This window comes from Streptomyces sp. NPDC058671, assembly GCF_042716475.1.
Classification (GTDB): domain Bacteria; phylum Actinomycetota; class Actinomycetes; order Streptomycetales; family Streptomycetaceae; genus Streptomyces.
Genome location: NZ_JBHXSA010000004.1, coordinates 182597 through 199733 on the forward strand (window position 1 = coordinate 182597; position 17137 = coordinate 199733).

Consider the following 17137-nt stretch of genomic DNA (forward strand, 5'->3'; position numbering starts at 1 on the left):
GCTCCCTCCGGATGCCGTCCCGGGCGGGTCGTGAGGTGACGGCTCACGTACGCGGCAGGAAGGCCGGGCGGAGCGTCGGGTCGACCGGGTCGTAGTACCGGTGGAAGACGGGGGTGGCGGAGCCGGAGACCGGGGGGACGATCCAGCTCCAGTCGGCGGGGGTGGCCCTGCCGTGGCGGCTCTCCTGGGCGATGTGCCGGAGGAACCGCCGGGACTCGGTGTGGTGGTCGGCCATCGTCACCCCCGCCTCGTGGAAGGAGTGCAGCACCGCCAGGTTGAGTTCCACGAGCGCCCGGTCCCGCCAGAGGGTGCGCTCGGTCGAGCGGTCGAGTCCGAGCCGGTCGGCGACCACGGGGAGCAGGTCGTACCGGTCGGCGTCCGCGAGGTTCCTGGCCCCTATCTCGGTGCCCATGTACCAGCCGTTGAACGGCGCCGCCGGATACCGTACGCCGCCGATCTCCAGCGTCATGTCGCTGATCGCGGGCACGGCGTACCACCGCAGCCCGAGGTCCGCGAACCACGGGTGCCCGGGGTGGGTCAGCCGCACCTCCCGTACGGCGTCGTCCGGCAGCTCGTACCACTCCGGCCGCCCGCCGGGGTGCTCACGCACCATCAGCGGCAACACCTGGAAGGGCTCCTCGTTCCGTTTCCATCCCAGCTCGCGGGCGTGTGCGGTCAGGGGCGCGCCGCGCGGGTCGCCGCGCCGGGCGCCTTCGGGCGTGCGGTGTCCGGCGTAGCGGACGAGCTGGTCGTTGAGGATCCGGGGCGCGGGGCGGCCGGGCCGGTCGGGGGCGAAGACGGAGATGACCGGCCGGATCCTGCCGTCGTTGCCGGCCAGCCGCAGATGGGCGAAGCACTCGGCGGCGACGGCGTCGGAGGTGGTGACGTGCCGCAGGTCGCGCACGACGAGGCTGCGCCAGTAGAGCCTGCCGATGCAGCGGGCCGCGTTGCGCCACGCGACGCGGGCGCCGAAGGCCAGCTCGGCCGGGGAGTGCTCGTACGTCCCGGTGCGGTCGATCTCGGCGAGCACCTCGCGGACCCGGCTCTCCCGCTCCCCGGCGCCGGGCTGTTCGTCGTGGAACTGCCTGATGAACCGTTCCGCCTGCCGCGGGTCCGTGAGGTGCGGGGCCGGTGCGGGTGGCTCGGGGGCCGGGGCGGTGGGGGCCGGGGCCCCGGGCGCGTAGGGGCAGGTACCCGTGCTGGGGGCAGACTTCCGGCGGCGGTTGCGACTGAAGATCAAGGTGTTCCCTCCCGCCGCCATGACTACCGTACGGACGCGCACGGACGCGGAGAGTACGTGAATCCCGCCCCGGGAGGCTGTCCCACTGGTACGCTGCCGCCCCCTCCGCCCAGACCGGACGCGGCGCTTCCGTCGTAGGCTGAAGCCCGTACGTGACGGAAGAGGAGGCCGTGGTGGCCGAGAAGGCGGTGGCGGGGACGACGGTGGACGAGGTGATGGCCGAGCTGGCCGCGCTGGAGGACCCGAGGGCCCGTGCCGTGAACGAGCGGCACGGTGACGACCACGGGGTGAACCTCGGCAGGCTGCGGGGGCTCGCGAAGCGCCTGAAGACGCAGCAGGAACTCGCGAACCGGCTCTGGGAGACGGGCGACACGGCGGCGAGGCTCCTCGCCCTCCTGATCTGCCGTCCCAAGGCCTTCGCCCGTGACGAGCTGGACGCCATGCTGCGCGAGGCCCGCACGCCCAAGGTGCACGACTGGCTCGTGAACTACGTGGTCAAGAAGAGCCCGCACGCCGAGGAGCTGCGTGTGACGTGGTCGGCCGACCCTGATCCGGTGATCGCGAGCGCCGGCTGGGCGCTGACCACGGAGCGCGTGGCGAAGAGGCCCGAGGGCCTGGACCTCGCGGGGCTGCTCGACGTCGTCGAGGCGGAGATGAAGGACGCCCCGGACCGCCTGCAGTGGGCGATGAACCACTGCCTGGCGCAGATCGGGATCGAGCACCCCGAGCACCGCGCCCGCGCCCTCGCCATCGGCGAGCGTCTGGAGGTGCTCAAGGACTATCCGACGCCCCCGGGCTGCACGTCTCCGTTCGCGCCGGTCTGGATCGACGAGATGGTGCGCCGGCGACAGGCCTCGTGACCACGCGGCCCGGGACTCAGCGGCCGAAGGTGTCGAGGTTCTCGACGATCCAGCGCCCGTCGCGGCGCACGACGTCGACGGCGAACATGGCTCCCGCGTATGCGCCCCGGTCCTCGGCCTTCGTCCGCTGCCCGCCGGCCGTGCTGACGCTGCTCTGGTCGGCGTAGACCAGGACCCGGGCGCGGTCGCCGTCGATCCGTTCGACCGCGCTGTCGGTGACCGTCGTGGTGATCGCCGTCTTCTGCCGGCCCGCCTGGGCCAGCACCCCGGCGAGCAGTGCGCGGTGCTGGGCGACGGCCTTGCCCGTGAGGAGGGTCTTCCCGGCCTGGTGGAAGGGGGCGGGGTCGGCGTGGTCGTAGGAGAAGAGCGCGGCGACGGCCGCCGCGGTCTGCCCCTTGACCTCGCTGGTACGGGCGAGGTCGGTGAGGGCCGTGTTGCCGCGCGCGGGATCGTCACGGAGCTCCTCCGCCCTGCCGGCCGCCCACCCGGCGAAGCCGCCGAGGAGGAGCGTCAGGACGCACAGGATGACGAGCGGGACGAGGTGACGCGGACGTGCCGCCGTGTCCTCGGCGGTGGCTCCCCGCTCCTGTGCCGGGGCCGTCTCCCGTACGGGCGTCCCCGCCGGTCGCGGCCCGGTGGTCCGTACGACGGGCTCGGCCTGCGGCCCCGCGAGGGCCTGGCGGCGGCGCTGGCGGTTGAGGTGGTGGCGGGTGGTCGGCATCGTGCGTGTCCTTTCGGGTGCGGGCGGCTGTCGCGGGTGCGGGCCCGGTTCAGCCGGCCGCCGTACCGCCCACGGGGGCCTGCCCCAGCGCGCTGAGCTTCCAGTGGCCGTCGGCGCGGGTGAGTTCGCCCAGCATGCGGCTGTCCTTGTCCGTGCTTCTGCTGTCGGGCGTCGTGACGGTGATGCGCAGGGCGACGAGCACCCGGGCCCGGCCGGCCCGGTCGTCGAGTTCCGTGACGGCCCCGGACAGGACCCGCGCCGTGGTCACCGTCCTCGCCGTCCGCACCTGACTGGTGAACTCGTCCCGGCCGTCGACGAGTTGCTGGTGCAGCTCACCGGTCGTGGAGGTCTCCCAGAGATCGAGCCCCTGCTCCACGCGCCGGTGGTCGAGCGTGTTGAGGTTCTGCACGGCCTGCTCCCCCGCCGCGAGGGCCCGGTCGCGCTGCACGGCGTACGCGGCGGAGTCGTCGTGGGCGGCGGCGTACCAGTCCCGCCCGGCCCAGGCCGCGAAGGCGCCCGCGACGAGGGTGAGGACGAGGGCCACGGCCAGGGCCGGCCGGATGCCCGCCGCCGTGCGGACCGGTGTGCGGACCGGGGGTGTCATGGAGTGCTCCCGTCTCCCGCTCATCGTCAGCGGGCCTTGATGTCGACGATCAGCCACCGGTCTCCCCGGAGTTTCGCGGTGACGGTGAGCTGGGCCGCGGCGGAGGTGGCGGCGGCCCTGTCCCGCCGCGAGGTCTGGTCGAGGAACACGAGGAGACGCGCGCTGTCCCCGTCGAGTTCGATCACTCCGGTGCGGACGGCCTGGGTGGTGAGGGTGATCCGCTGCTCGACCAGGCTCGCGCGGACCTGGGCGAACAGGTCGTCGTACTGACGGGCGGCGCGTCCGGCCAGCACGGACTCGGCGGAACGTTCGGCGGCGTCGGCGCCGGCCGGGGCGTAGGAGAAGATCCGGGCGAGACCCTCGGCCACGTCGCCGCCGACGCGGGTGGTGGCCTCGGTGTCGGTGAGCGCCTGGTTGCGCGCGGACGGGGTCGACCGCAGCTGGTGGGCGCTGTGGAAGAACGCGCCGCCGCCGATGAGCAGGCCGGCGACGGCAGCGGCGAGGGCGGCCCTGCGCCAGGCGGTGGCGGACCGGCGACCCCCGCCGTCCCGGGGCCCCGACGGGACGTGGGTCTCGTCCTGGTCGGGCCCTTCGGCTCCGGGTGTCCGGTCGGTCTCCTCGTGCGGAAGTCCCGTCACTCGCCGCTCCCGTTCTCGTCGCCGCTCCGGTCGCCGCTCGCGCCGCCGCCCGCACCGCCTTCCGCTCCGGTGACGGGGACCGCGCTCAGTGCCGCGACCCTCCAGGTGTCCTCGCCGGTGCGCGTCAGGACGGCCTCCAGACGTTTGCGGTCGGTGGTCGCGGCGGCGGCCCCGCGCGGGGTGACGTCGACGCGGACGGTCGCGATGAGTTTCGCCGTACCCGCTCTCGCGTCCAGCGCGGTGAGGGCGGCTTCGGTGACCGTGGCGCGTGCCGAGGCGCCCACCGCGGGCTCGGTGCGCCCGAGTTCGGTGCGGAGCGGTCCGGTGGAGGCCTCGCGCCAGGCCCGGATGCCCGCTTCGGCGCGTTCGCGGGTCGAGGCGTCGAGGGTGTTCAGGACGGTGACGCCCTGCCGTCCGTCGGCGAGCGCGGTGTCGCGTTCACGGCTGAAGGCGAGTTCCTGGTCGGTGCGGGCCTGCGCGTAGGTCCACGCGCCGGTGCCGCAGAAGCCGAGGGCGACGACGAGGGCTCCGGTGGCGAGTGCTCCCGCCCGCCTCACCGTGCGCTCCCCGCGCTCAGGCCGAGCAGGCCGGCCATGTCCGTCGGCCCGCCGCTCTGGGCGGGCAGCTCGAGCGCGCCGGGCAGGGTCGGCCGCGGGCCGGTCGTGGTGCGGGCGCCGTCCTTCGGGGCGTGGGCGGAGGGCAGGGAGCCGGGCTTGGCCGGAGCGGGCACGGGGCCGCCCTTCGGGGCGTGGGCCGAGCCGCGGACGTTGACCCCGGCGGCGGCGGAGCCCGTACAGGCGGCGCCGGTGTTGAGGGCGGGCGCGGTGCCGAGGTCGAGGCCGTTGCGGTAGCGCGTCCCGCCGTATCCGGAGGTGCAGGGCAGCGGCTTGAAGAAGGTGACGGCAAGGCCGATGTTCACGCGGCCGGCGTCGACGGCGGTGGCTCCGGCCGAGACGGCCGCCGGGAGTTTCACGAGGAGTTCCTCCGTGCCGCGCTGCCGGGTGACGGCGATTTCCGAGGTGGTGAGGAGGTTGGCGAGGACGACGCTCAGGCTGGGGTCGAGGTCGCGCAGAAGGCCGCTGACCTGCCCGGCGGCGTCCGGAGTGACGCTCAGGAGGCGGCGCAGGTCCGCGTCGGAGCCCTTGAGGGTGGCGGCGAGGTCGCGCGCGCCGGTGGCGAAGTCCCGGATGGCGCGGCTCTCGTCGGCCTGGGTGCGCAGGACGACCTCGCCGTCCTGGATGAGGCGGGTGGTGGCCGGCAGCGACCTGTCGGCGGCCTCCACGAAGCTGCTGCCGTTGTCGAGGAGGACCCGGAGGTCGTCGCCGTGTCCCTCGAAGGCCTTGCCGAGTTCGTCGACGACGGTGCGCAGGGACTCCAGGGGTACGGAGCCGGTGAGGTCGTTCATGCCGGCGAGCACGTCGGTGACGGGCGCCGGTACCTGGGTGTCGGACTGTTCGATGCGGGCGCCGTCGGCGAGGTAGGGGCCGTCGTCGCTCTCCGGGCGCAGGTCGATGTACTGCTCGCCGACGGCGGAGAGTCCGGCGACCACGGCCCGTGCGTCGGCGGGGATCCGGGGGGCCGACTTCTTGATGCGCAGTTCGGCCACGACTCCTTCGGCGGTGAGGCCGATGTCTCCGACGCGGCCCACGGAGACGCCCCGGTAGGTGACGTCGGAGTGGGTGAACAGTCCTCCCGTACGCGCGAGATGGACCCGGACGGTGTAGTGGTCGGCGACGCCGACGTAGCGGCCGAGGTCGGCGTAGCGGACGCCGACGAAGCCGAGGACGAGCACGGCGATGACGAGGAACGCGAGGTTCTTCAGCCGTACGGTACGGGTGATCACCGGTTCCCACCTCCGTCCTTCGGTGCGGTGGCCGGCCCGGAGGGGCCCGCCGGCTGGACGGGCGGCAGGGGCAGCGCCGTCCGCGGGGTCTGGGCGCCGCCGCCCTTCCCCGGTCGCCGGTCGGAGGCGGGGCCCGGGGTCGGGGCCGGGGTCGGTGCGGGTTCGGCTCTGGGGATCAGCGGCGGGATCACCTGGGTCCCCGGGGCGGCGGCGAGGTGCAGATAGGTGTTGAGGTAGTCGCCCTTGATGCCCCGCATCACCTCGTCGGTGAAGGGGTACGTCAGGAGGACCTGGAGCGATTCGGGGAGGTCGGCACCGGCGTCGGCGAGTGCCGTCAGGGTCGGCGCGAGGGCCTTGAGGTCGGCGACCATGTCCTTCCTGCTCGCGTCGATGGTGCTGACGGCGACACCGGACAGGGTGTCCAGGGCGCGCAGCATGGTCAGCAGGGAGCCTCGCTGGTGCTCCAGGGTCTTCAGGCCGGGCGCGAGGCCGGTGAGGACCGTGTCGACGTCCTCCTTGCGGCCGGCGAGGGTGGCGGAGAGCCGGTTGACGCCGTCGAGGGCGCGGGTGATGTCGCCGCGGTGGGCGTCGAGGTTCGCCACGAGCGTGTTCACCCGCCTCAGCATGGAGCGCACTTCGGGCTCGCGGCCGCCGAGCGCCGAGTTGAGTTCCCGGGTGATGGTCTTGAGCTGGTTGACGCCGCCGCCGTTGAGCAGCAGGGACAGCGCGCCGAACACCTCCTCGACCTCCGTGTTGCGGCTGGTGCGGGCCAGGGGGATGACGCTGCCGTCGGTGAGCCGTCCGCCCTTGCCCTTCGCCGGGGCGACGAGCTGGAGGTACTTCTCGCCCAGGAGGCTCGACTGTTCGAGGCGGGCGCCGGCGTCGGCGGGCAGCCGTACGTCTCCGTTGATCTCCAGGGTGACGCGGGCGGACCAGGTGCCGGTCCCCAGTTCGATGGCGGTGACGCGGCCGACGGCGACGTCGTTGACCTTGACCGCGGACTGGGGCGCGAGGCTGAGGACGTCGTCGAGTTCGGCGGTGACCGTGTACGGGTGCGAACCGAGGTCGGCGCCGCCGGGCAGCGGCAGGTCCTCGATGCCGTCGAACCGGACGGGGTTCGCGGGGAGCGCGCCGAGGACGACGGCGAGCCCGAGGCCGAGCGCGACCAGTCCGGTGGCGCCGACGCCGACGGCCTTCCCGGAGGGCAGGGTGCCGCGTCTCACCGCTCCCCCTTTCCGGTGCCCGCCGCGGCGCCGCCGGTCACCGGCAGCGGGAGCAGCGGTCCGCCCATGCTGATCTCGTTGAGGTTGGCGCGGCCGTGGATGGTGCGGGAGTCCTTGTCGTACGCGTCGACGAGGTTGTCCGCGGCGAGCGGGGCGACGTCGAGTGCCTCGGCGAGGGAGGCGCGCTGGTCGACGAGGGTCTGGGTGAGGGGGACGAGCCGGTCGACGTTCTTCTTCAGCTCGCCGCGGTTGTCCTTGATGAACGTCTTGACCTGGGCGAGGGCCTTGCCGAGTTCCTTGAGGGCGCCGGCGAGGTCGTCCTTGTTCTCGGCGAAGTATCCGACGACCTCGTCGAGGCGTTCCTGCGCGGCGCGGACGTCGCCGTCCTTGTTCTTGAGCATGGTGGTGAAGGTCTGGAGCTGGGTGAGGGTGGCGAACAGGTGGTCGCTACTGCCGTCGAGGGTCTTGGCGGCCTTGCCGAACTCCTCGATGGAGGTGCCGATGGCGGTGCCGTTGCCCTTGAGGTTCTTCGCGCCGGTGTCGAGGAGTTCGGAGAGGGCTCCGCTGGAGTTGGCGCCCTCGGGGCCGAGTGCCCGGCTCAGTTCGGTGATGGAGGCGTAGAGCTGGTCGATCTCGACGGGGGTGCGGTTGCGGGAGGCGGGCAGCTCGGCGCCGTCCGCGAGGGCCGGGCCGCTGCCGCCGCGGTAGGCGGGGGTGAGCTGCACGTACCGGTCGGCGACGATGCTCGGGGCGACGACGAGGGCGCGGGCGTCGGCGGGGACGCGTACGCCCTCGTCGAGGCGGAGTCCGACGCGTACCCGGGTGCCCCGCGGTTCCACGGACTCCACCTCCCCGACCCGTACCCCGAGGACGCGCAGGTCGGATCCGGCGTAGATGCCGACCGCGCGGTCGAACCAGGCGGTGACGCGGATGCCGCCGGTGTCGAGGGCGCGTACGGCGACGAGGCCGCAGGCGGCGAGCACCGCGAGGGCGAGGCCGGCGACGAGGGGTGTTCTGGTCCTGGTCTTCATTCACCGCTCCCCTTGGCCGTCGCCGTCTGTTTCGGCGGCTGGCATCCGGTCTTGGGCTGGGAGGCCTCGGGCAGGTAGGTACGGGGCACGACGCCGCACAGGTAGCTGTCGAACCAGCGTCCGCTGCCGAGGGTGTTGCCGACGAGCCGGTAGTAGGGGCCGATGAGCGCGAGCGTCCTGTCGAGCTGGCCGCTGTTCTTCTCCAGGACGCCGGTGACCCGGCTGAGGGCCTTCAGGGTCGGGCCGAGCTGCCGGTCGTTGTCGCCGACGAGGCCGCTGAGCTGCGTGCCCAGGTCCCGGCTGCCCTTGAGCAGGGCGCGGATGGCGTCGCGGCGCTTCTTGAGTTCCCCGAGCAGTGAGCCGCCGTCCTCGATGAGCGTCTCGAAGCTGGACTTCTTGTTCTCCAGGGTCTTGGTGAACTTCTCGCTGTTCCGCAGGAGCCTGGCGAGTTCGGTGTCGCGTTTGGAGACGGACTTCGACAGTTCGGACAGGCCGGTGGCGGCGTTGCGCACGTGCGGCGGCGAGTTCTTGAAGGTGGCGGAGATCGTCTCGAAGCTCTCGGCGAGCTTCTCGGTGTCGATGGCGTCGACGGTGCCGCTGAGGTCCTGGAAGGCCTGCGTCACGTCGTACGGGGAGGTGGTGCGGGACTGCGGGATGCGGGCCCCGGGGTCCTGGGGGGCGGAGCCCAGCGGGTCCAGCGCCAGGTACTTCTCGCCGAGGAGGGTCTTGATGGCGATGGCGGCGGTCGTCCGGTCGCCGAGCCAGGCGTCCTCGACCTCGAAGGTCACCTTGACCTTGGGTCCGTCGAGGGAGACGCCCGTGACCGTGCCGACCTTGACCCCGGCGATGCGTACCTCGTCGCCCTCGTCGAGCCCGGCGGCCTCGGAGAAGTCGGCGCTGTAGGCGGTGTCGCCGCCGACGAGGGGAAGCCGTTCCACGTGGTAGGCGAGGGCGGCCAGCAGCGCGAGGACCATGAGTCCGACGACGGCGACGGCGATCGGGTTGCGTTCCCTGGCCGGCTTGAACCGGGGGCGGGGGCTCATCCTCGGCACCTCGGTTCGGTCACGGCGATGCCGGTCGGCGGCTTGGAGCCGTCGGAGGTTTCCACGCCGCTCACGCGCGCCTCGCAGAGGTAGAGGTTGAACCACGAGCCGTACGAGGAGAGCCGGGCCAGGGCCGTCATCTTGGCGGGGGTGTTGGCGAGGAACCTCTCGATGGCGGGAGTGTGGTCGCCGAGGGTTCCCGAGAGCCGGCCCAGTTCGCGGATGTCCTTCTTGAGGGGGGCGCGTCCTTCCTGGAAGAGCCCGGCGGTGGTCGTGGTGAGGTCGCCGATGGCCTGGACGGCCTCGCCGAGGGGTTTGCGGTCGGTGTTGAAGCCGGTGACGAGTTTCTGGAGGGTGACGACGAGGTCGCCGAACGCGGCCTCGCGGTCGTTGAGGGTGGTGAGGACGGTGTTGAGGTGGGTGACGACCTGGCCGATGACCTCGTCCTTGGCGGCCACGGTCTTCGTGAGCGAGCCGATGTGCCGCAGGAGGCTGTCGACGGTTCCGCTCTCGCCCTGGAGGACCTGGACGAGCGAGCCGGCGAGGTCGTTGACGTCACCGGGCGAGAGTCCTTCGAAGAGCGGCTTGAATCCGTTGAACAGCAGGGTCAGGTCGAGCGCGGGCGTGGTGCGGTCGAGCGGGATGGTGTCCCCGGCGCGCAGGGTGCCGGTGCCGGTGAGGTCCCCGCTGCCCCGGCCGAGGGAGATGTAGCGCTGCCCGACCATGTTGAGGTATTTCACGGCGGCGGTGGTCGACAGGGGCAGGGAGCGGTCCTCGCGGACCGAGAAGGTGACCTCGGCGGTGCGCCGTTGCACGACGCGTACGGCGGTCACCTCGCCCACCTTCACTCCGGCGATGCGCACGGAGTCACCGTCGACGAGGCCGGTGACGTCGGTGAACAGCGCCTTGTACGTGCGGGTGGCGGAGCCGACGCCCGTGTTGGCGATGCTGAAGCCGAGCACGGTGGTGGCGAGGGCGGTGACGAGGACGAACGCGAGGGACTTCAGCAGGGTCCCGGTCAGGCCGCGTCGGCGTGTGTGGGTGGGCCGTGTCGTCATCGCAGGGTCACCTCCGCGCCGCGGAACACGGGTCCTGCGAGCAGGCTGCTCCAGTCCGGCAGGTCGCCGGGGCGCTTCTTCGCCGTGGGCGCGAGCAGTTCGTTGACGAGGTCGTTCTCCTGGGGGGAGTTGGCGGGCCCGAGCTGCTGGTCGGCGGCGGCGGAGGCCCGTGCGGCGGGTGCGGCCGGGACGCCGAGGTAGGGCACGGGGTAGCAGCGGGGGCCGCCGCCGGATCCGTGGGTGGGGGTGTCGCGGCCGGGGACGTAGGCGCCGCGCGAGGGAACGGTGGTCACGTTCACGTGCAGTCCGGGCCGGTCGGTGCCCTTGCCGAGTGCCTTGTCCATGGCGGGCACGAACTGGGCGAGGGTGCGCAGGGTGCAGGGGAAGGACGGGGAGTACCGGGCGAGCAGTTCCAGGGTGGGTCTGCTGGTGGCGCTGAGCCGGATGATGTTGTCCTTGTTCTGCCGCAGGAAGGCGGTGAGGTCCTGGGCCGTGCGGGTGGTGACGCCGAGGGTGCCGGCCAGCTCGCCCTCCTTCTCGGCGAGGGTGCCGCTGGTGGTGGTGAAGTCGGTGAGCGCCGTGACGATGTCCGGGGCGGCGTCCGCGTAGAGGTGGCTGACCTTCACGAGTTCTTTCAGGTCGCGGGTGAGGGTGGGGAGTTGGGGGTTGAACTTCCGCAGGTGGGCGTCGAGCCGGGCGAGGGTCTCGCCGAGTTCGTCGCCGCGTCCTTCGAGGGCCTGGGAGACGGCCGACAGGGTCGCCGACAGTTTCTGCGGCTGGACGGCGGTGAGCAGGGGCAGGACGTTGTCGAGTACCTGCTGGAGTTCCACGGCGTTGCTCGAACGGTCCTCGGGGATCACGGCGCCGGGGTCCAGGGGCCGCGCCGAGGGGTTCCCCGGCGGTACGAGAGCCACGAACCGTTCGCCGAACAGCGTCGTCGGCAGCATCTGCGCGCGTACGTCGGAGGGGACGTGCCGCAGGGTTCCCGGCCGCATGGCGAGGGTGAGCCGGGCTCCGCCGTCGGTGGCGTCGATGGCGCGGACCTCGCCGATGACGACGCCGCGCAGTTTCACCTCGGCGCCGAGGTGCATCTCGTTGCCGACGCTGCCGGTCTCGACGACGACCGGGTCGGACGCCGTGAAGCGTTTGTCGTAGACGGCGACCGCCAGCCAGGCGAGCAGGGCGGGCACAAGCAGGAACACGACGCCGGCGGACCGGCGGCGCAGGGTCTCGGCCGTCGAGTCGCTCATCTCACCCCGCCACCTTCACGGTCGTGGTCGCGCCCCAGAGGGCCAGCGACAGGAAGAAGTCGGTGACGCTGATCAGCACGATCGCGTTGCGTACGGAGCGGCCGACGGCGATGCCGACGCCGGCGGGCCCGCCGGAGGCCCGGAAGCCGTAGTAGCAGTGGGCGATGATCACCATCACGCTGAAGATCAGGACTTTGAGCACCGAGAGGAGGACGTCCGTCGGTGACAGGAACAGGTTGAAGTAGTGGTCGTACGTCCCCTGGGACTGGCCGTTGAAGAGGACCGTCACGTAGCGGGAGGCCAGGTAGGAGGAGAGCAGGCCGATCGCGTAGAGCGGGACGATGGCGACGACGCCCGCGATGATGCGGGTGGTGACCAGGTACGGCATGGAGCGGATGCCCATGCCTTCGAGGGCGTCGACCTCCTCGTTGATGCGCATGGCGCCGAGTTGGGCGGTGAATCCGGCGCCGACGGTCGCGGAGAGGGCGAGTCCGGCGACGAGCGGGGCGATCTCCCGGGTGTTGAAGTACGCGGACACGAACCCGGTGAAGGCGGCGGTGCCGATCTGTTCGAGGGCCGCGTGGCCCTGGAGGCCGACGACGGTTCCGGTGAACAGCGTCATCGCGATCATGACGCCGATGGTGCCGCCGATGACGCCGAGGCCTCCGGAGCCGAAGGCGACCTCGGCGAGCAGGCGCTGCACCTCCTTGAGGTAGCGGCGCAGCGTCCGGGGGATCCAGAGCAGGGCCCTGACGTAGAAGAGGAGTTGGTCGCCGGACCGGTCGAGCCAGACGAACGGGGAGGCCATCGGTCAGCCTCCCTTCGGCGGGACGATCTGGAGGTAGATGCCGGTCATCACCATGTTCACGAAGAACAGCAGCATGAAGGTGATGACGACGGACTGGTTGACGGCGTCGCCGACTCCCTTGGGGCCGCCGCGGGGGTTGAGTCCCCGGTAGGCGGCGACGATGCCCGCGATGAACCCGAAGATCAGGGCCTTGAGTTCGCTGATGTAGAGGTCGGGCAGCTGGGCGAGGGCGGAGAAGCTGGAGAGGTAGGCGCCGGGGGTGCCGCCCTGGAGGACGATGTTGAAGAAGTAGCCCCCGAGCGTGCCGACGACGGAGACCATCCCGTTGAGGAGCACGGCGACCGCCATGGTGGCGAGGACGCGGGGGACGACCAGGCGCTGTACGGGCGAGACGCCCATGACCTCCATCGCGTCGAGCTCCTCCCGGATCTTGCGGGAGCCGAGGTCGGCGCAGATGGCGGAGCCGCCGGCGCCGGCGATCAGGAGGGCGACGATCAGCGGGCTGGCCTGCTGGATGACGGCGAGGACGCTGGCGCCGCCGGTGAACGACTGGGCTCCCAACTGCTGGGTGAGCGAGCCGACCTGGAGGGCGATCACCGCGCCGAAGGGGATGGAGACGAGGGCTGCGGGCAGGATGGTGACGCTCGCGATGAACCAGAACTGCTCCAGGAACTCGCGGAACTGGAAGGGGCGCCGGAAGACGGCCCGGCTCACCTCGGCGGTGAGGGCGAAGAGACGGCCGGTCTGCCGCAGCCCGCCGGTGATCACTTGCCGCTCCCCGGGGCCGGCATGGTCAGGGTGGGTGCCGCCGCGCTGCCCGCGTAGGTGTCGCGGATGGCGGCGCGGGCCGCGGGCGGCAGTCGGTCGAGCATGCCGAGGACCCGTTCCCGGCGGCGGGCGACGGCGGCGCGCGGCGGCAGACCGGGCGAGGGCTCCAGCTGCGGGACGATGCCGGGAGGCCCGCCCGCGTGGTGGGCGGGGTTGACCGACTCGGCGGCGAGCAGAGCGGCGTCCTTCTCCTCGGACATGCCGATGGGGCCTTCGCGGCGGCCGGCGAGGAACTGGGTGACGACCGGCTCGTCGCTGGTGAGGAGCACCTCGCGCGGTCCGAAGGTGACGAGGTTGCGCCGGAAGAACATCCCCATGTTGTCGGGGACGGTGGCCGCGATGTCGAGGTTGTGGGTGACGATCAGCATCGTCGCGTCGATCCGCGCGTTGAGGTCGATGAGGAGCTGGGACAGATAGGCCGTGCGGACGGGGTCGAGCCCGGAGTCCGGTTCGTCGCAGAGGACGATCTGCGGGTCGAGGACGAGGGCTCGGGCGAGGCCGGCGCGCTTGCGCATGCCGCCGCTGATCTCGCCCGGCAGTTTGCCCTCCGCGCCGAGGAGGCCGACGAGGTCGATCCGCTCCATGACGATGCGCCGGATCTCGGACTCCCGCTTGCGGGTGTGCTCGCGCAGCGGGAAGGCGATGTTGTCGAAGAGGGTCATGGAACCGAAGAGGGCGCCGTCCTGGAACATGAGGCCGAAGAGTTTCCGGGTCTCGTAGATGTCGCGTTCCGGACTGCTGACCATGTCGACCCCGTTGATGAGGACGCGGCCCTGCTGGGGTTTGAGCAGTCCGATGAGCGATTTCAGGAAGACGGTCTTTCCGGTTCCGGAAGGGCCGAGCATGACGCTCACCTCTCCGGCCGGCAATGTCAGCGTGACGTCCTGCCAGATGTTCTGCTTGCCAAAGGACATGGTCAGACCCTCAACGACTACTTCGATTCCCATCCCACCTCCAGCAAGCGTGTGTCGGGTGTGCGCCGCGGGCGCACGGTAAGTCGGTGCGGATCATCCGGACAAGAGCCGGGCACCGAAAACCTAGATCCGGTTCCGTGTTTGTCACGGCGGAGACAAAGCCGGGATCGGCTTTTGTCTCCGCCGAGACAGAGCGGGCCGCAGAGCCGTGCCGACCTGCACCTTGGCACCGCCCCGGGAACGCTACGGCCGAGTAACCTTCCACGGCAATACCGGATTCCGAGTTTTCCCGAGTCGGGGCCGAACCCCGGCGCATTTGTCAGACGGGAGACAGTTCCGCTTCTCGGTCTGTCACCGGAGAGAGCAGGTAGGGCGCTTTCAGCCATGGGAACTGTCGAATTCGGGACACATCTCCCGGGCCCGGGTGATCGATCATTATTGTCGACTTTGCGCACCCCGGAACCAAGGGGATTACCGGCACCGCTCACCCGCCTGACAGGCAATACGACCACTTCAAAGAATCATGGGCTGCGCCATTGTTCAGCTAAGTTTCCCGCAAGTAACGTCAGGTTTCGCGGCCGAGAAATGTCGGGCCGTCGGCCGCTCGACCCCCACCGCGGCCACCCTCTGCCGGTCAATCCCCAAGGAGAGTCCCAGAGCCATGAAGAAGCAGATCAGAAACCTCGCCGTCGTCGCCGGAGCCGCCACGGCCGCCTTCGCCCTCGCCGCGGCCCCCGCCTCGGCGGTGCCCTCGACCGTCTGGACCGTCAACCCGACGCCGACCAGCTTCACCGCGGCCAACAGCGGCAACGTCGTCCTCAGCGTCAACGGCATCGCCATGACGTGTACGAAGTCGAACGCCTCGGGCTCCATGGCGAGCGCCACCGGCAACCCGGCGACCGTCGCCTCCATCAGCGCCATCGCCTTCGGCGCCACCGGCGCGCCCTGCACCAGCGTCCTGGGCAACGTGACCACCGTCGCGACCACCCCCTGGACCGTGGTGGCCCAGGACTACACCGCCGGCACCGGCGTCACCAAGGGCTACGTCGGCAACGTCGACGCCAAGGTGACCGTCGGCGCCTGCGTCTTCCGCGTGACGGGCAAGGCGTCCGGCACGTACACCAACTCGACGGGCGCACTCGCCGTCAACAGCGTCGCCGGCGAGCTGACGGTCGTCTCGTCGACCAACTGCGGCTCCGCCGTCCCGGTCGGCGCCAAGCCGACCTTCAAGGGCACCTACCTCGTCAAGAAGGCGGGTACCACCACCATCCCGACGATCGTCGGCTCCAACCCGTAGGACGCAGGAACCCGCGTCCGTCCGGCCGGCGACCCGGCCGGGCGGACGCGGGTCTGTCCGTGCCCCGGACCGCCCTCACCCCCGCGCACGCACGCGCACGACCCGAGCGGAGCACCAGATGAGAGGCCAGCGAGCCGCCCTGCGACCCTCCCGCGCCCACGCGCGCGGCGCGGCGATCGCCGCCCTCGTGGCACTCGCCCCCCTCCTCCCCGCGGCCGCGGTGGCCCTGGGCTCCCACGAGGTCGACACCGAACTCCCCTATCTCTGCACGCTCCCCTCGGGACAGCAGCCCGCGACGGTACGGATCAGGGCCACCGTCCCCGAGGGGGCGGCCGTCGGCGAGGAGGTCCGGCCCACCGGGGTCAGCACGACGGTGGAACTCCCGGCCGCCGCCGACCTCGTCGCGCTGAAGGCCGCCACCGTACGGGCGGAGACCCTGCTCACGGTCGGCGCCGTACAGAACGGTCGACGTACCGACGTCACCTGGCGCGGAACGGCGCAACCCCTCGACGTACCCGCCGAAGGGCCGCTCGTCCTCACGACCACCGGCGACGTCCCCTCCCTGACGACGGACAGCACCGGCGAACTCACTCTCAGCGCGGAGGCCTTGAGCGTCGACCTCGCCCTGGGCACGGCCGACGGCGCGCCCACCGACCCCGCCTCGCTCTCCGTCTCCTGCGTCCCAGGTCAGGACACGGAGGACGGGCGGGTGCTCGCCAGGGTGCCGGTCGGCGCCGGCACACCCGGCGGAGGACCGGGCTCACCCGCCACGCCGTCGGACACCCCTTCCTCGGCGTCCCCCTCGTCCGCTTCCCCCTCCTCTCCCGTCCCGCCCTCCTCGGCGCCGCGACCGGCGCCCCCGACGGAGCGCGAGACGGCCGGCGGGACCGGCGGGACACCGGAGGACCCCGAGCCAGGCAAGGGGGCTGTCGGCGGGCCGAAGGTGGCCGCGGAGGAGACGCCCGGCGCCCCGGCGGGCCCACGGCCCGCACCGCCCTGCCGCAACGACAGGCCGACCCCCACGTCGCTGACCGCGTACATCACGGGCTACGCCAACGTGCGGAAACTGAACGGCGCCACGCTCGTCCCGGTGTCCTGCGTCCTGATCGAGCAAGGCATACCGGAGATCGAATTCCGCCCGGACGGCACCCTCCACCTGGTCCAGAAGTCGGACGCCGCCCTCTCCCACCAGGGGCGCAAGCAGTCCCCGCCCTTCCAGGCCACCTTCCTCACCTTCGACTTCATGCCGGCCACGGCGACGATGGTCCTGGAGCAGGCGGGTCCCATGACCGTCGAGTCGGACATCCTCCTCGTCTTCCCCGACAACATCGCGGAGACCTGGATCCGCGTCCCCCTCGTCCTGCGCGTCCTCGACGTCCGCGTCGACGGCACCCGCCTGGACGTCGGGCCCTCCTGCCGTACGGCGGCGCCCCTCAGCTCTCCGGAACCCGACCCCGCCACGTACCCCGGGGACCATCTGGTGCTCCTGGGCAAGGGACAGCTCCTCAACGGCACCGACGCCACCGGCTACGTCCTCACCAGTGGCGGCCCGCTCACCGGTGAGGTGACCGTCCCCGCCTTCAAGGGCTGCGGCGCCGGCGGCGAGAACCTCGACCGGCTCCTCACCGCGTCCATCTCGGGCCCCGGCAACCACATCAGGCAGATCCAGGGCCAGACCTGCGCCGTGGGTGTGGAGGTGCCCACCGAGGGCCAGTGCACCGAGGACCGCCAGCCGTACGTCGTGCCCAAGCCCGAACGCTGAGCCGCCGCACCCCGCCC

General features: G+C 71.9%; 17 protein-coding genes. 3 read left to right on the forward strand and 14 right to left on the reverse strand.

Translation table 11 applies throughout. The features are described from left to right. Positions 1-43: 43 nt before the first annotated feature. Complete coding sequence (locus ACFWV2_RS07210; RefSeq protein WP_384403274.1) at positions 44-1261, reverse strand: nitric oxide synthase oxygenase; 1218 nt, start codon at positions 1259-1261, stop codon at positions 44-46. Positions 1262-1455: 194 nt separating this feature from the next. On the opposite strand from ACFWV2_RS07210, the gene ACFWV2_RS07215 reads away from it, so the two are divergent. Then, entirely contained in the window at positions 1456-2100 is a 645-nt protein-coding gene (locus ACFWV2_RS07215) for a DNA alkylation repair protein (protein WP_384403277.1), read from the forward strand. 16 nt (positions 2101-2116) lie between these two features. On the opposite strand, the gene ACFWV2_RS07220 is transcribed toward ACFWV2_RS07215, so the two are convergent. The 13 genes from ACFWV2_RS07220 to ACFWV2_RS07280 are packed head-to-tail and all read right to left on the reverse strand — an operon-like array spanning position 2117 to position 14094. Then, on the reverse strand, positions 2117-2821 hold the full coding sequence (locus tag ACFWV2_RS07220) for a hypothetical protein (protein WP_384402954.1): 705 nt from the start codon (positions 2819-2821) through the stop codon (positions 2117-2119). A 49-nt stretch (positions 2822-2870) separates the two neighbouring features. Continuing rightward, complete coding sequence (locus ACFWV2_RS07225; protein WP_384402957.1) at positions 2871-3425, reverse strand: hypothetical protein; 555 nt, start codon at positions 3423-3425, stop codon at positions 2871-2873. A 26-nt stretch (positions 3426-3451) separates the two neighbouring features. After that, complete coding sequence (locus tag ACFWV2_RS07230; RefSeq protein ID WP_384402960.1) at positions 3452-4063, reverse strand: hypothetical protein; 612 nt, start codon at positions 4061-4063, stop codon at positions 3452-3454. After that, a complete protein-coding gene (locus tag ACFWV2_RS07235) occupies positions 4060-4620 on the reverse strand; it encodes a hypothetical protein (protein ID WP_384402963.1) in 561 nt (186 codons plus the stop codon). Before ACFWV2_RS07235 ends, ACFWV2_RS07230 begins: the two co-directional genes overlap by 4 nt. Further along, positions 4617-5906 (reverse strand): MCE family protein, encoded by a 1290-nt coding sequence (locus ACFWV2_RS07240; RefSeq protein ID WP_384402965.1) that lies wholly within the window; start codon positions 5904-5906, stop codon positions 4617-4619. Before ACFWV2_RS07240 ends, ACFWV2_RS07235 begins: the two co-directional genes overlap by 4 nt. Beyond that, positions 5903-7129 (reverse strand): MCE family protein, encoded by a 1227-nt coding sequence (locus tag ACFWV2_RS07245; RefSeq protein WP_384402968.1) that lies wholly within the window; start codon positions 7127-7129, stop codon positions 5903-5905. The genes ACFWV2_RS07240 and ACFWV2_RS07245 overlap by 4 nt, the downstream gene beginning before the upstream one ends. Beyond that, entirely contained in the window at positions 7126-8160 is a 1035-nt protein-coding gene (locus tag ACFWV2_RS07250) for an MCE family protein (protein ID WP_384402971.1), read from the reverse strand. The genes ACFWV2_RS07245 and ACFWV2_RS07250 overlap by 4 nt, the downstream gene beginning before the upstream one ends. Beyond that, complete coding sequence (locus ACFWV2_RS07255) at positions 8157-9203, reverse strand: MCE family protein (RefSeq protein ID WP_384402974.1); 1047 nt, start codon at positions 9201-9203, stop codon at positions 8157-8159. Before ACFWV2_RS07255 ends, ACFWV2_RS07250 begins: the two co-directional genes overlap by 4 nt. Then, the gene (locus tag ACFWV2_RS07260) at positions 9200-10261 is read right to left on the reverse strand and encodes an MCE family protein (RefSeq protein ID WP_384402977.1); all 1062 of its coding nucleotides are present in this window, start codon (positions 10259-10261) and stop codon (positions 9200-9202) included. The genes ACFWV2_RS07255 and ACFWV2_RS07260 overlap by 4 nt, the downstream gene beginning before the upstream one ends. Further along, positions 10258-11511, reverse strand: coding sequence for an MCE family protein (locus tag ACFWV2_RS07265; RefSeq protein WP_384402980.1), 1254 nt, complete (start codon positions 11509-11511; stop codon positions 10258-10260). The genes ACFWV2_RS07260 and ACFWV2_RS07265 overlap by 4 nt, the downstream gene beginning before the upstream one ends. A gap of 1 nt (position 11512) precedes the next feature. Then, positions 11513-12319, reverse strand: coding sequence for an ABC transporter permease (locus tag ACFWV2_RS07270; RefSeq protein ID WP_056555096.1), 807 nt, complete (start codon positions 12317-12319; stop codon positions 11513-11515). Between the two features lie 3 nt (positions 12320-12322). Continuing rightward, positions 12323-13087 carry an MlaE family ABC transporter permease gene (locus ACFWV2_RS07275; protein WP_384402983.1) on the reverse strand — a complete coding sequence of 255 codons (765 nt, stop codon included), beginning with the start codon at positions 13085-13087 and terminating at the stop codon, positions 12323-12325. Next, positions 13084-14094 (reverse strand): ABC transporter ATP-binding protein, encoded by a 1011-nt coding sequence (locus tag ACFWV2_RS07280; protein ID WP_384402986.1) that lies wholly within the window; start codon positions 14092-14094, stop codon positions 13084-13086. The genes ACFWV2_RS07275 and ACFWV2_RS07280 overlap by 4 nt, the downstream gene beginning before the upstream one ends. A 628-nt stretch (positions 14095-14722) precedes the next feature. On the opposite strand from ACFWV2_RS07280, the gene ACFWV2_RS07285 reads away from it, so the two are divergent. Continuing rightward, complete coding sequence (locus tag ACFWV2_RS07285) at positions 14723-15358, forward strand: hypothetical protein (RefSeq protein ID WP_360787329.1); 636 nt, start codon at positions 14723-14725, stop codon at positions 15356-15358. 118 nt (positions 15359-15476) lie between these two features. Next, entirely contained in the window at positions 15477-17120 is a 1644-nt protein-coding gene (locus tag ACFWV2_RS07290) for a DUF6801 domain-containing protein (protein WP_384402989.1), read from the forward strand. Positions 17121-17137: the final 17 nt, after the last annotated feature.

Excerpts from the sequence above, each read along its gene's own strand:
- ACFWV2_RS07225 (WP_384402957.1), bottom strand. The coding sequence starts at position 3,425 with ATGACACCCCCGGTCCGCACACCGGTCCGCACGGCGGCGGGCATCCGG.
- ACFWV2_RS07260 (WP_384402977.1), bottom strand. The coding sequence starts at position 10,261 with ATGACGACACGGCCCACCCACACACGCCGACGCGGCCTGACCGGGACC.
- ACFWV2_RS07215 (WP_384403277.1), top strand. The coding sequence starts at position 1,456 with ATGGCCGAGCTGGCCGCGCTGGAGGACCCGAGGGCCCGTGCCGTGAAC.
- ACFWV2_RS07285 (WP_360787329.1), top strand. The coding sequence starts at position 14,723 with ATGAAGAAGCAGATCAGAAACCTCGCCGTCGTCGCCGGAGCCGCCACG.
- ACFWV2_RS07210 (WP_384403274.1), bottom strand. The coding sequence starts at position 1,261 with ATGGCGGCGGGAGGGAACACCTTGATCTTCAGTCGCAACCGCCGCCGG.
- ACFWV2_RS07255 (WP_384402974.1), bottom strand. The coding sequence starts at position 9,203 with ATGAGCCCCCGCCCCCGGTTCAAGCCGGCCAGGGAACGCAACCCGATC.
- ACFWV2_RS07290 (WP_384402989.1), top strand. The coding sequence starts at position 15,477 with ATGAGAGGCCAGCGAGCCGCCCTGCGACCCTCCCGCGCCCACGCGCGC.
- ACFWV2_RS07270 (WP_056555096.1), bottom strand. The coding sequence starts at position 12,319 with ATGGCCTCCCCGTTCGTCTGGCTCGACCGGTCCGGCGACCAACTCCTC.
- ACFWV2_RS07280 (WP_384402986.1), bottom strand. The coding sequence starts at position 14,094 with ATGGGAATCGAAGTAGTCGTTGAGGGTCTGACCATGTCCTTTGGCAAG.
- ACFWV2_RS07220 (WP_384402954.1), bottom strand. The coding sequence starts at position 2,821 with ATGCCGACCACCCGCCACCACCTCAACCGCCAGCGCCGCCGCCAGGCC.
- ACFWV2_RS07265 (WP_384402980.1), bottom strand. The coding sequence starts at position 11,511 with ATGAGCGACTCGACGGCCGAGACCCTGCGCCGCCGGTCCGCCGGCGTC.
- ACFWV2_RS07250 (WP_384402971.1), bottom strand. The coding sequence starts at position 8,160 with ATGAAGACCAGGACCAGAACACCCCTCGTCGCCGGCCTCGCCCTCGCG.